Source organism: Rheinheimera aquimaris (assembly GCF_020531985.1).
Classification (GTDB): Bacteria; Pseudomonadota; Gammaproteobacteria; order Enterobacterales; family Alteromonadaceae; genus Alishewanella; species Alishewanella aquimaris.
In genome coordinates this window covers 230,558-243,353 of the sequence record NZ_JAJAVQ010000003.1, presented here as the reverse complement: position 1 = coordinate 243,353, position 12,796 = coordinate 230,558, and the positions used below count along the sequence as shown (strand labels likewise).

Genomic DNA, 12,796 nt, shown 5'->3' with positions numbered 1-12,796 from the left:
ACAAAACAGCTTAAATAACAGCTATCTGTCTTTTCAGGGCAAAGTCAGCCGGAATACCCCGCCGCCAAGTTCACCACCATTTGTCAGGTTAACGGTACCTCGTTCGCCTTTATTAGTGTGAGCACCGGCGATTAACTTAGCAAAAAAGATACCAAGTCCGGTATGATTATTGGCCAGATCTGGTGTATTCATATCTAAAGCATCGCTGTTGAGCATAAAAGTTGGAAAACCAGGGCCATCGTCATGAACTTCAATAAGCAGCTTTTGCTGTAGCTGCGTAATTTTCAGCAAAATACGGCTATTGCAGTAGCGTAATGCGTTAGCGACTGCATCATTTAGCAGGTTTACGATTAGGTCATAGTCAAAAAACCAATACAGATCGGCGCTCTGCTCCAGTGTTATTTGTAGTTTACGCTGTTCAGTATAGAACTGGTTTTTCAGCAAGACTTCTTCAGTGATATCAGGCAAGTAGTGCTCATCGATTTGTACCGGCAGTTGGTTTCGTTCAAAGCGGTACAGTGAAAGTAATTGCAACAAATTAGAATTAAGACGGTTAGCTTCGTAGTTAAGCCTTGCCAGCTCATCCTGTGCGCTGTCTGACAGTTGCTGCCTTTCCTGTTGTATCAGCTCGGTCGACTGAATAAGCATACATAAGGAATTTTTCATATCGTGTACGGTTGACGCCAGCACTGACGCGAAATCAATTACCGGGACTGTATTACTCATAATATTTCCTTTATTCACAACAGACATCGCAGCCGATATAGCACCGGATCTATAATTTTTAACTACTGTTAGTTATAGCGACCAACGAATTAAAAATAAGTTGGAATATCCTGCTATATATGTATATTGAGCAATGATATGCCATTACCGGATCTGTGACACATGAAATTGCAGCAGTTGCGTTATATTGTCGAAGTGCTGAACCACAACCTGAATGTTTCCTCTACCGCTGAAAGCCTTTATACCTCTCAGCCTGGTATCAGTAAACAGGTTCGCATGCTCGAGGATGAGCTGGGTATTCAGGTGTTTGGACGCAGCGGCAAGCATTTAACACATGTAACGCCGGCCGGACGGGATGTGATTGAAATTGCGCAGCAAATTCTGGCAAAGGTTGAGAGTATTAAGTCGGTCGCGAAAGAGCACACCTTACCGGATCAGGGTAAACTCAATATTGCGACAACCCACACCCAGGCACGTTATGCACTGCCACCGGTGATCAGTGGCTTTATGCAAAAATATCCTAAAGTGTCGCTGCATATGCATCAGGGAACGCCGCAGCAAATATCAGAAGCGGCGTCGCGTGGTGAAGCCGACTTTGCCATAGCAACAGAAGCACTGCACTTGTATAACGATTTGGTGATGTTACCTTGCTATCACTGGAATCGCAGCGTCATTGTCAGAAAAGATCATCCGTTGCTGCAGCTGGGCAGAAAAATCTCGGTGGAAGATGTTGCGCAGCATCCTATAGTGACATACGTTTTTGGTTTTACCGGCCGCTCGGAGCTTGACAGAGCCTTTGCAGCTAAAGGACTTGAACCGAAAATTGTTTTTACCGCCACCGATGCTGATGTCATCAAGACCTATGTCAGGCTTGGCTTAGGCGTCGGTGTTATAGCGTCAATGGCGATGGATAAAGAGTTGGACAGAGATCTGGTGGCGATAGATGCCAGTCATTTGTTTGACGCATCAACGACAAAAATTGGCTTCCGCAAGGGCGCCTTCCTTCGAACCTATATGTATGATTTTATCGAGCGTTTTGCCCCCCACCTGACTAAGGATGTCGTAGAGAAAGCTAATATGCTGCGCAATCAGGAAGAAATTGATCGCATGTTCTCCCGCTTCGAATTGCCAGTCAGGTAACATTTTACATCTTATCGTCGTTTTCGTTCGGTTGAGCGGCTTACGTCTTGTATTTTATTGCAAATGGTAATGATTATCAGTAATATGCCGGCTACTTTATAGCGGGCATATTACTTATCATGACTGAATTCTGGCGCGGACCCGCATTGGCAAAAATGATGCGGGCAATTCACAGTTACAGCTCAATGCTGGTGCTTGTGCTGCTGCTGTTTTTTGCTATTACCGGTATTACGCTGAACCATCCTGATCTAATCATCAGTAAAGCCGGGCAGGTGAGTCAGCAGTCTGAGCTTGAATTACCTCCTTACTTGCAGCTTGCCGAGTTGCCGGAATCTGCTGCGAAGCAGGCTGAAATTGCTGCGCAGTTTCGTAATTGGCTTAGCCAGGAACACCAGATAAAAGCCTCTGTATTCAGTTATAGCTTTGAAGTCGATGACATGCTGCTGGAGCTGGATTTTAAGCGGCCAGCAGGCTATGCCAGTGTGGTGGTTGATTTTTCGGCCGGTACGGCAGAGCTGGATATGGAGTTCGGTGGTTATCTGGCGCTGCTTAATGATTTACACAAAGGTCGTAACGCTGGCATCAGCTGGGTTTTACTGATCGATCTGACGGCTATTGCCTGTATTGTGTTTGCGCTAACCGGTTTTTATCTGATTCTGAAGCAACCATCTCGTCGCAGCTTAGGCAACAGTCTGGCAATGCTGGGCATTTTTGTCACGCTGTTTGCGTATATTTTATCGTTACATTAATACCGTTACTTGCAGCTTACAGGGGAAGTTTATGAGATTAACCAGCGCCATTTTAGTTGTATGTTTTAGCGCAATATTGACCTGCGGCGTTGAGGCCGCACCGCATGAGATTGCAGTGCAGCTGCCGGAAATTGAAACCAGCCAGTACCATCGTCCTTATGTTGCAGTGTGGGTTGAGGATGCTCAGCAACAGCCGGTTAGATTAATCGCGCTGTGGGTTGAAAAGCCTGACTGGCTGAAAGATTTACGCCGATTCTGGCGCAAGATTGGCCGCAGCAATACTGCTTTGGTTGATGCTGTCAGCGGTGCAACGCAAAAGCCTGGTACTTACACCCTGCAGTGGGATGGTAAGGATGATCAAGGTCAATCACTGGCTGATGGCCAGTATCACCTGCTGATAGAGGCTGCCCGTGAACAAGGTGGCCGCAGTCTGGTGAAACAAGAATTCATGTTGCCCGCCAAAGGCGCTGTTATTGATATTGCGGCGGATGGGGAGCTGGGTGACATTACTGCACGTTTACATTAATCGTACCGGTCAGAATCAATACTGATAACAAGGACTTGCTATGTTGAAGAAATCTGTTTTGCTTTTATCGTCGCTGCTTATCAGCAGTAGCTTGAGTGCTCACACCTTGTGGGTTGTACCAAGCCATTATGTATTATCTAAGCCAGATAGCTGGATTGCGGTAGATGCATCCGCAGCAAATATGACATTTGTACCGGACAAAGGTATAGGGTTAAACGCACTTAAGCTGTATCTGCCGGATGGCAGCGTTAAGCCGGTTACTGATGTGTATCAGGGCAAGCGTAAATCCATGGCCGATGTGCAGCTTGGCGGCGACGGTACTTACCGTATTGAACTGGCCAATCCGCTGCGTTTTTTTACCAGTTATGAGCTAAACGGTGAACGCAAGCGGCTGATGGTAAATAAGCAGGAGCGCACTGCTCAGTTACCGCAAGGTGCAGCTAATGTAGAGACGGTGCAGATCCGCAGCCGCAATTTTGCTTATGTCACAGTAAATGGTCCAACAAATACTGTCGTCAAAGTTCGTGGCGAAGGGCTTGAACTCAGCAGCGAAACGCATCCGGCCGATGCCGTGGCCGGAGAGAAACTGTCATTTGTGTTTAATCTGGATGGCAAACCCCAGGCTGGTGTAAAAGGCGTATTGTCTTATGCCGGTGAGCTATATCGTAACGAAGCCGGTCGCGTCGATTTTGAGACGGCGGCAGACGGCAGCTTCAGCTTCACACCGCAGCACGCAGGCCGTTACCTGATAGAGGCTTCTTATTCTGCAGATAGCGCGACAGCACTGGCCGACAAGGTCAGGGAGTCGGTTACTTATACCTTCGAAGTTGCTTTGCCTTAACGAGATGTTTTTTTCTTTCAAAGCCAGCCTGATACATTAGGCTGGCTTTGTGCTATTTGTTACACTGCCGCCAGTTTCTGACTTTGCTACCTGGAAGGTCTAATGCAAATTTTTGCCGATGAAAATATGCCGTTAGTGCAGCAATTCTTTGCTGAACTGGGTGACGTTCATTTATTTAATGGCCGTACTGTTACCGCTGAGCAGCTAAAGGATGCAGATATTCTGTTGGTGCGCTCCGTAACCAATGTTGATGCTGCGCTTTTGGCTATGAATAGCCGGTTGCGTTTTGTTGGTACTGCAACCATTGGTATTGACCATATTGATCAGCAGTACCTGGCACAGCGTAATATTCCTTTTGTCAGTGCTCCCGGCTGTAATGCACAATCGGTCACTGAATATGTTCTCAGTAGTCTGTGGTGTTTGGCCGAGAAGTACCAATGGGATCTGACCGACAAAACTGTGGGTATTGTTGGCGTAGGTAATATAGGCTCGCGTTTGGCTAAGGCGCTGCAAGCGATGAACATTAGTGTGTTGCTATGTGACCCGCCAAGAGCTGAACGCGAAAGCAGTTTTGTGCATACCAGCTTTGAACAGCTATGTAAGCAAGCTGATATTATAAGCTTTCATGCGCCCCTAACATCAGGCGGGCGCTGGCCAACAAGGCATATGCTAAACAAAGAAACATTGCTAAGTTTAAAGCCGGACTGCGCGCTGATTAATGCCGCTCGTGGTGCAATTTTAAATAACAATGCACTGCTGGCTGATGTTGCAGCAACAAAATCACGTCGCCCCATAGTGCTTGATGTATGGGAAAATGAGCCTGATATTTTAACAGCTTTATTGCCTTATACCGACATAGCTACAGTGCATATTGCCGGACACAGTGTGGAAGGCAAAGCCAGGGGCACAGAAATGCTGTATCAGCAGTACTGTCAGTTACAGGGAATACCCGCTAACCAGCAGCTAAGTGAGTTGTTGCCGATACCAGCAATGGAAAAAGTTCAAATTAGTGCAAATTTTGGGCTTCCAGATGTCCAAAACCTGGCGAGACTGTTATATGATGTGCGTCGTGACGATGCTATCTTGCGTCAACATTTAGCTGAACAGGGGTTTGACAGGTTGCGCAAAAGCTATCCCGCGCGGCGCGAGTTCAGCTCGTTACAATTGTGTGGCAATAGCGTACCCGACTATTTGCTGCAATTAGGTTTTGGCCTAGCTCAATAATTAGAGGAACAGTCATGGCTTCGCAATATAATGTTGCCGTTTTAGGTGCAACAGGGTTGGTTGGACAACATTTAATTGAAATTCTGGAACAACGCGATTTTCCGGTCGCAGAATTGTTTCCGCTTGCCAGCAGCCGGTCGGCTGGTGGTACCGTGACGTTTAAGGGCAAGAAAATCAAAGTTATTGATGCCGAAACCTTTGACTGGTCTCAAGCGCAAATTGGATTATTCTCGGCCGGTGGCAGTGTGTCAGCAATATATGCACCCAAAGCAGCAGACGCGGGTTGTGTAGTGATAGATAACACATCACATTACCGCTACGAGCATGATATTCCATTGGTCGTGCCGGAAGTAAACGCACATGCCATTGCAGACTACCGTAACCGTAATATTATCGCTAACCCGAATTGCTCAACTATTCAGATGTTGGTCGCACTTAAACCCATTCATGACGCTGTTGGCATCAGCCGGATCAACGTGGCCACTTATCAGTCAGTCAGCGGTGCAGGTCAGGATGCCGTTGAAGCGCTGGCGCATGAAGCGGCACAACTGATGAATGGCCGGCCGATTGAAAGCGAGGGGAAGTTCGCCCGTCAGATAGCTTTTAATGTTATACCGCAAATTGATGTGTTTCTGGATAACGGTTACACCAAGGAAGAGATGAAAATGCACTGGGAAACACAGAAAATCTTCGGTGACGACAGTATTGCTGTCAATGCCACTGCGGTAAGAGTTCCTGTGTTTTTTGGCCATGCTGAAGCTGTACACATAGAAACCCGCATGCCGATAAGTGTTGAACAGGTTAAAGCATTGCTTGCTGATGCACCAGGTGTGGTATTGCTGGAAAACAATGCTGATTTCCCAACCCAGGTCTGTAGCGCGGCAGGTAAAGATGAGGTTTTTGTGGGCCGCATCCGACAGGATTTATCGCATGAAAATGGCATTAACCTTTGGGTAGTTGCCGACAACATACGAAAAGGCGCCGCAACAAACAGTATTCAGATAGCTGAGCATCTTATCCGCGATTATTTGTAAAACAAGCAAGGCTCCCAAGTGGAGCCTTTTTTCTGCTTTTATGTCCTGCTTAGATGTTGTTATCAGTTTACCCAGAGTCAGAAAAACTAGTCATAATGGTATCAGTGCATTATATTTCCGTGCAGTGAACGGGCTTGTAAAGTTGGAACATTGTTTGCAACATAATTAAAGCCGGTACCTGTTGCTGCCGACATCTTATACATATGCGCCTGAATTGGGGTAGGAAGCTTTTAATGCCAGTGTTATTTGTTCTCATTATTACCGTGCTCGTCAATTTTTCGTCATGTGCGCTGGCGCAGGAAAGAACTACAAAAATTCGCGGGCCGCGCAGCACAGATGTACCGCCAGCGCCATTAACGGTAGGCCCGCTTAGCCCCTCTGATACGCTGTGGCGCGTAGCCGAGCGCATTAAACCGGAAGGAAATATCAGCCTTTATCAGGTGATGTATGCGCTGTATCTGAAAAACCCGGATGCCTTTCTGGATAACAATCTGAATCATCTTCGCCCGGGGTCCGTGCTGGTATTACCCAGCTTGCAGGAAATTCAGCAAATTGATCTGAATACTGCACGGGATAAATCAGAGCGTGATGATAAAGAGTGGGCCACACGGCAAAAAAATGCCGCTGCCAGGCAAACGACAGTAGCACCGGAAAAAGCTGCGCCTTCAACTGATGATGCACAAAAGCTTCAGCAGGAATTGACCAGAATTGACCAGCAGCAACGTATGGAGCTGGATAGTCTTCGTAGTCAGTTTGCTGACTCTATGCAGCAGGTGGAAGCAATCGTTGCTGAGAATCTGCAACTTAAAACCAGCTTGAGTAAAGTCGAGCAAGAGCTGGCGCTAATAAAATCTCAGTTGGGTGAAGACAGCGAACTGCAACAGCAAATATCTCAACTGCTTGCTCAGCAATCAGAGCTATTACAGGCAAAAGCAGAGCAGGAAGCTGCAGCAGCAGAAGGGGTAGATTGGCAGCAGTGGTTTAAAAATCCTATCGCCTGGGTTTTGGCAGCCTGTATTCCCGCCTTGCTGGTGCTATTTAGTATTTTGCTATGGGTGAAAAAACGTAGCCGTCAAACTGAAGAGGTTATTCATGCGGCTACGACAGAGCCGATGCCCGACCCATCTTATCAATCGCCTTTGCCACCACTGGACGATAACAACGACCTGGATGAGAGCCTGTTTGAGATTGACGATGCATTGCTGGAGGACGCTTTTAGTGCAGGCCCGGACTCAGTAGAACCAGATCTTAGTGACGAGCTGCAGGAATTCGATGACGCCTTATCTTTTGAAGATGATAGCCTGCTGCCATCTGACGAGCGTCCAGCCAAAGAGGCGGCGCCTGAGCCTGAGGACGCATTTGACCCGGACAATATTTTGTCTGATACCGACTTATCTGCACTGCTGGCGGCTGAAGACGATGATGATGTTGTAATAGAGCTTGCCGATGAAGAAGACAGCATCGGGTTGGAGGTCGAAGCAGAACAGCAAGCTACTGTGCAAGATACAACAGCCGATGCTGATCCGTTTGAAGATCCGGTGCTGCCGGATGAATTTGACGTTGATGAACTGATTGAAGAAATTGATTTAGACGAGCCTGATGAACCAGCCGTAGCTCGGGAGCAGACTCAGGAGCAACAATTGAGTCAGGCCCTGTCAGACATAGCCTTGGCAGAGAAGTCGTCAGAAGCTGACGTTAGTGAAGCTGCTGAAGTAGACGTTACAGACAGCAGTGCTACTGATGTGCCCGAAATAGAAAGTTTCGACAGTTCTGAGCTGGAGGAATTTGCGGAAAGTCTGGTAGCTGAAAGTGATGATTTGGCATCAACAGCTGATACAGATGAGTTTGATAACAGTGAGGAAGCACTGTTAAGTGCAGAACTGGCAGAGCTGCTTGATCAGGTTCACGACGCCTTGCCTGACAGCCATCAGCAGGCTTCTGCTGAGGTCACCCAGGATAGCAATTTGGACTTTGATGGCGGTAACGGGGATGTTAGTAGTCAGGACGAACTGCTGGATGTCACCGAGTCGGAAGAGCAGGACACTGTGCTGACATCTTTGGATCTGACCACCTCAGATGATGCTTCAGTAACTCAACCTACAGATGCTGCATTGTCTGTTGAAAACCCGAGTAAAATATTAGATCAGTATCCTCAGCTTGAGCTTGAGGCGGATGATACACAGGACGAAGAATCGGAGCTGTCTCTGCCTGATGATTTAGCGCCTGAGCTTTTATTGATGGATCAGGATGAGCTGACGGAAGAAGATTTATTATCTGTAGCAGGTGATACGCCCGCCGAAACTGAGCCCGAACTGGATCCGATACCGGATACGCAGTTTGATTCGCTGATGACTGAATTAGAAGCCATGGCGGATAATCTGGACGACGCAGAGCCAGCAGAAAACCAATCCAGCGATGCTGTAATCTCAAATGCAGAACATGATGACAGCTTTGATTTTGGCGACGAGGACTTTGTTGAAATAGACAGTTTGCTTGCTAATGCAGAACGGCAGGAGCAGGATCCTGACCGCTTTACTCAATTAAATGTAGACGTAGGTTTAGAAGATTACGCAGATATCATTGGCGAGCATGAAAGACGGGACGTAGATAGCGAAGATAATGGTTATTCAGCGAAACTTGATTTGGTAAGGGCCTATATCGAGATAGATGACCGCGAAAGCGCGGACTTACTGCTTGATGATATTCTGGCGTCGGATGCGCCGGATAACGTCAAAGCGGAGGCCCAAAGTCTTAGAGAGTAAGATTGCAGCAAGCGCTGTAATAACAGCAGGCTTGCGTTATAATCGCCGCCGTTTTATCAAGAGGGGACGGCATGCGCATTGCACTGGGTATCGAATATGATGGTTCAGCATTTTATGGTTGGCAGCGCCAGCGTGAAGTAAACAGCGTTCAGCAGGAACTGGAAACAGCGTTGTCAAAAGTCGCCAACCAGCCGGTGGAGCTGTTTTGTGCCGGGCGTACCGATGCCGGTGTGCACGCAACCGGGCAGGTAGTGCATTTTGATACGACAGCGGTGCGTGATAATAAAGCTTGGGTAATGGGTACGAATGCTCAGCTACCCGACGCAGTAGCCGTGCGCTGGGCAACGCCTGTTGCCGATGATTTTCATGCCCGCTTCAGTGCAACAGCCAGGCGCTACCGCTACATCATATACAATCACAGGTATCGGCCTGCTATTTTGCGTACCGGGCTTAGTCACTATCATCAGACACTCAACATTGAGTTGATGCAGCAAGCTGCGCCTTATTTACTTGGTGAGCAGGACTTTAGCTCATTTCGTGCAATACAATGTCAATCGCACAGCCCGTTTCGTAACGTACACCATTTAACGATAGTGCGCCGTGGTGATTACATTGTGCTGGATATCAAAGCCAATGCATTTTTACATCATATGGTACGTAACATTACCGGTAGCCTGCTGGAAGTAGGTATGCAAAACCGGCCGCCTGAATGGATAGCTGAGCTACTGGCGGCAAAAAATCGTAATTTAGCTGCGGCAACTGCTAAACCTGGCGGTCTATATCTGGTCGATGTGGATTATCCAGACCATTTTGGTATACCGAAAACGGAACCTGGTCCGTTGTTTTTACCACGCTAACTGTCACTACTAAGACCAGTTCTCTATATTCGATATATAGGGTTTTATGCTTTAATAGCGCCGGTTTACTGAATTTTGGCGTTGTTTAACGTTTTTCAACATGGCCTCAGGCGGTGTTGCCAGCAATAGGACATATATATGAGTTGGTTAGAAAAGATCTTGCCCAGAACATCCTCTTCTTCCGCGCGTCGAAATATCCCGGAAGGTGTCTGGACAAAATGTACCTCGTGCGAGGCGGTTTTATATAAGGCTGATTTAGACAGAAATCTCGGCGTTTGCCCTAAGTGCGACCATCATATGCGGGTGTCGGCCCGGGCCAGGCTGACCAGCTTCTTAGACAGTGGTGCGGTAAAAGAGCTGGCCGCGGAGCTTGAACCACAGGATCTGCTTAAGTTTAAAGACAGCAAACGTTATAAAGACCGTATCGCCGCAGCTCAAAAAGATACCAACGAAAAAGATGCCATGGTCGTGATGCATGGCACCTTAAAGGGTATGCCGATTGTCGCTGCAGCATTTGAATTTGAATTCATGGGTGGCTCGATGGCATCGGTAGTCGGTGCTAAGTTTGTCGCGGGTGTGGAACATGCTTTGCAGCATAAAGTTCCTTTTGTCTGTTTCTCTGCCAGTGGTGGTGCGAGGATGCAGGAAGCATTGTTTTCACTGATGCAGATGGCAAAAACCAGCGCTGCGCTGGCAAAGATGAGTGAGCAGGGACTACCTTACATCTCAGTGTTGACGGATCCGACGATGGGTGGGGTATCTGCCAGTCTGGCTATGCTCGGCGATATCAATATTGGTGAGCCCAAAGCTCTGATTGGATTTGCCGGCCCACGGGTAATCGAGCAAACTGTGCGCGAGAAGTTACCGGAAGGTTTCCAGCGCAGTGAATTCCTGCTTGAACATGGTGCTATCGACATGATTGTTGACCGGCGCAAAATGCGCGATACAATTGCGCGATTAGTTGCTAAGTTTATGCAGTTGCCTGCTCCGGTGTCGGAGCACGACGCCGCTTAAGGGATCCATGTCTGTAGCTACACCAGCCAGCCAATCGTGCCAGACTCTGGACGATTGGCTTTGTTATATAGAGCAAAGCCATCCTGTACATCAAATTGAACTGGGTTTAGAACGTATCCAGAGCGTTGCCAGTCGCGCAGGTTTACAAAGCTTGCCGGGTAAAAGTATTTTGATCGGTGGCACCAATGGCAAAGGCACTACGGCGCGGGCTTTGGAACAGCTGTTACTGGCGCAGGGGTACAGTGTTGGAGTGTACAGCTCACCGCACTTGTTACATTTTAACGAGCGTTTGCGTGTCAATAATGCTGACTTGTCAGACACCGACTGGGTAGATGCTTTTGCTTTTGTTGAACGGTTACGCGGTGACATCGCGCTGACCTATTTTGAGTTCACGACTCTGGTCGCATTTAGGATTTTGCAAATTAGGCAGCCGGATTTTTGCCTGATTGAGGTTGGGCTGGGGGGGCGCTTAGATGCAACTAATATTATCAGCCCTGATATCAGTGTTATTACAACCGTCGATTTAGATCATCAGGACTGGCTCGGTAACGACAGAGAAAGTATTGGCTTTGAGAAGGCCGGTATTTTCAGACACGGCCAACCGGTTGTAATAGGCGACCTGAGCCCGCCGGTTTCTGTGCTAAAACATGCTGCCTTGCTGGCATGTCACGTCAGACAGGTAAAAGAACACTACCACTATAGCGAAGCTGCCAACAGCTGGCACTGGTATAGCGATACTGCGTCGTACCGCGAGTTACCTTTACCTGCGATGCCGGTTCAGAACGCTGCATGCGCGCTGGCTGTACTGGAGTGCCTTAATTTGCTGCCGGAGCCATCGGATTTATCATCAGCGCTGGCAGGACTAACCCTTCCCGGGCGTATGCAATGGCTACAGCAACAGCCTGCCATTATCGTGGATGTGGCACATAATCCGCAGTCTGCTGGCTATCTGGCAGAGCAGCTGCGCAAACTAAAACCACAGTACCGGCAGATCTGGGCATTGTGTGGTATGTTAAAAGATAAGGATATTCAACAAACTCTGTTACCCTTGACGTCCTTGTTTAATCAATGGCATCTTGTAAGCCTAGGCGGGGCAAGAGGCGCATCGGCTCAGCAGCTGGCGGATTCGCTTGCTGGTGTTCCGACAGACGTTCAACTGTATAGTGACGTACAGCAAGCCTATCGTGATATTCGTGCTAATTTACAGCCGGACGAGTTATTAGTTGTGTTTGGTTCTTTTTTCACCGTGTCTGCCGTGTTGGCTGACCATCTGGAGGCAAAGTGACACCCGCATTTAAACATCGGTTACTTGGAACTGCGATACTGGTTATGGCTGGTATTATTTTCCTGCCGGATTTGCTGGATGGCGAGAAGCAGGTGGTAAAAGATGATTTTAAGGTGATCCCCAACCGACCTGAATTTCAGGGTGTTCAGCAACAGCAAGTGTTGGAACCTGAGGTATTCACCCAGGCTGAAGCAGAACTAGCTGCTGAACCTGTGGACGAACAACCATTAGATGCCGGGGACAATGGCGCGACAGAGACGTTGCCTGCTCAGCAGTATGCTCAGGTAACTGCGCCTACTACAGAGAAAAAGGTGCAGCCGCAAACTAACCCTGCACTGGCTCAATCGGGCTGGGTGGTGCGGGTCGGCTCATTTAGTAAAGAGCAAAATGCCAATGCGCTGGTGGCAAAACTGCGCCAGGCCGGTTTTGTGACTTTTACCCGTAATATTACCAGTTCTGAAGGTATACGGTTGACCAGCGTGCTGGTGGGGCCTGAGCTGCGTAAGGAAAAGCTGGAACAGCAACTGCCTAAGCTGCAGCAGTTAACCGGTATCGAGCGTCTCTCAGTGATGAGTTACCAGCCAACAGAAAATAGATAGCCAATCGGGCGCTCAGTTTGATAGAATGCGCGCCGTCAT

General features: G+C 48.1%; 12 protein-coding genes. 11 read left to right on the top strand and 1 reads right to left on the bottom strand.

Features of this window, described 5'->3' with window-relative positions; translation table 11 throughout:
- Positions 1–33: 33 nt before the first annotated feature.
- A complete protein-coding gene (locus LHL18_RS10225; RefSeq protein ID WP_134056291.1) occupies positions 34–726 on the bottom strand; it encodes a sensor histidine kinase in 693 nt (230 codons plus the stop codon).
- A gap of 162 nt (positions 727–888) precedes the next feature.
- Here LHL18_RS10225 and cysB point away from each other — a divergent pair, with 162 nt between their 5' ends.
- The 11 genes from cysB to LHL18_RS10170 all read left to right on the top strand — a co-directional run bounded on the left by cysB (position 889) and on the right by LHL18_RS10170 (position 12,757).
- Positions 889–1,866: an HTH-type transcriptional regulator CysB gene (gene cysB, locus LHL18_RS10220; protein WP_226767008.1), complete on the top strand. Its 978-nt coding sequence runs from the start codon at positions 889–891 to the stop codon at positions 1,864–1,866.
- A gap of 98 nt (positions 1,867–1,964) precedes the next feature.
- A complete protein-coding gene (locus LHL18_RS10215) occupies positions 1,965–2,615 on the top strand; it encodes a PepSY-associated TM helix domain-containing protein (protein ID WP_226767327.1) in 651 nt (216 codons plus the stop codon).
- 31 nt (positions 2,616–2,646) lie between these two features.
- Positions 2,647–3,141: a DUF2271 domain-containing protein gene (locus tag LHL18_RS10210; RefSeq protein WP_134056285.1), complete on the top strand. Its 495-nt coding sequence runs from the start codon at positions 2,647–2,649 to the stop codon at positions 3,139–3,141.
- A 40-nt stretch (positions 3,142–3,181) separates the two neighbouring features.
- A complete protein-coding gene (locus tag LHL18_RS10205; protein ID WP_134056283.1) occupies positions 3,182–3,982 on the top strand; it encodes a DUF4198 domain-containing protein in 801 nt (266 codons plus the stop codon).
- A 102-nt stretch (positions 3,983–4,084) separates the two neighbouring features.
- Complete coding sequence (locus LHL18_RS10200) at positions 4,085–5,206, top strand: 4-phosphoerythronate dehydrogenase (RefSeq protein WP_226767007.1); 1,122 nt, start codon at positions 4,085–4,087, stop codon at positions 5,204–5,206.
- Between the two features lie 14 nt (positions 5,207–5,220).
- A complete protein-coding gene (locus LHL18_RS10195; protein ID WP_226767006.1) occupies positions 5,221–6,240 on the top strand; it encodes an aspartate-semialdehyde dehydrogenase in 1,020 nt (339 codons plus the stop codon).
- A 233-nt stretch (positions 6,241–6,473) separates the two neighbouring features.
- Positions 6,474–9,002: a FimV/HubP family polar landmark protein gene (locus tag LHL18_RS10190; RefSeq protein WP_226767005.1), complete on the top strand. Its 2,529-nt coding sequence runs from the start codon at positions 6,474–6,476 to the stop codon at positions 9,000–9,002.
- Positions 9,003–9,073: 71 nt separating this feature from the next.
- Entirely contained in the window at positions 9,074–9,859 is a 786-nt protein-coding gene (gene truA, locus LHL18_RS10185) for a tRNA pseudouridine(38-40) synthase TruA (RefSeq protein WP_226767004.1), read from the top strand.
- A 138-nt stretch (positions 9,860–9,997) separates the two neighbouring features.
- Positions 9,998–10,873 (top strand): acetyl-CoA carboxylase, carboxyltransferase subunit beta, encoded by an 876-nt coding sequence (gene accD, locus LHL18_RS10180; RefSeq protein WP_134056274.1) that lies wholly within the window; start codon positions 9,998–10,000, stop codon positions 10,871–10,873.
- A 7-nt stretch (positions 10,874–10,880) separates the two neighbouring features.
- Positions 10,881–12,158 carry a bifunctional tetrahydrofolate synthase/dihydrofolate synthase gene (gene folC, locus LHL18_RS10175; protein ID WP_226767003.1) on the top strand — a complete coding sequence of 426 codons (1,278 nt, stop codon included), beginning with the start codon at positions 10,881–10,883 and terminating at the stop codon, positions 12,156–12,158.
- Complete coding sequence (locus tag LHL18_RS10170) at positions 12,155–12,757, top strand: SPOR domain-containing protein (protein WP_134056270.1); 603 nt, start codon at positions 12,155–12,157, stop codon at positions 12,755–12,757. The genes folC and LHL18_RS10170 overlap by 4 nt, the downstream gene beginning before the upstream one ends.
- The last annotated feature ends 39 nt before the right edge of the window (positions 12,758–12,796 follow it).

Excerpts from the sequence above, each read along its gene's own strand:
- LHL18_RS10190 (WP_226767005.1), top strand. The coding sequence starts at position 6,474 with ATGCCAGTGTTATTTGTTCTCATTATTACCGTGCTCGTCAATTTTTCG.
- accD (WP_134056274.1), top strand. The coding sequence starts at position 9,998 with ATGAGTTGGTTAGAAAAGATCTTGCCCAGAACATCCTCTTCTTCCGCG.
- LHL18_RS10205 (WP_134056283.1), top strand. The coding sequence starts at position 3,182 with ATGTTGAAGAAATCTGTTTTGCTTTTATCGTCGCTGCTTATCAGCAGT.
- cysB (WP_226767008.1), top strand. The coding sequence starts at position 889 with ATGAAATTGCAGCAGTTGCGTTATATTGTCGAAGTGCTGAACCACAAC.
- LHL18_RS10210 (WP_134056285.1), top strand. The coding sequence starts at position 2,647 with ATGAGATTAACCAGCGCCATTTTAGTTGTATGTTTTAGCGCAATATTG.
- LHL18_RS10225 (WP_134056291.1), bottom strand. The coding sequence starts at position 726 with ATGAGTAATACAGTCCCGGTAATTGATTTCGCGTCAGTGCTGGCGTCA.
- folC (WP_226767003.1), top strand. The coding sequence starts at position 10,881 with ATGTCTGTAGCTACACCAGCCAGCCAATCGTGCCAGACTCTGGACGAT.
- LHL18_RS10195 (WP_226767006.1), top strand. The coding sequence starts at position 5,221 with ATGGCTTCGCAATATAATGTTGCCGTTTTAGGTGCAACAGGGTTGGTT.
- LHL18_RS10200 (WP_226767007.1), top strand. The coding sequence starts at position 4,085 with ATGCAAATTTTTGCCGATGAAAATATGCCGTTAGTGCAGCAATTCTTT.
- truA (WP_226767004.1), top strand. The coding sequence starts at position 9,074 with ATGCGCATTGCACTGGGTATCGAATATGATGGTTCAGCATTTTATGGT.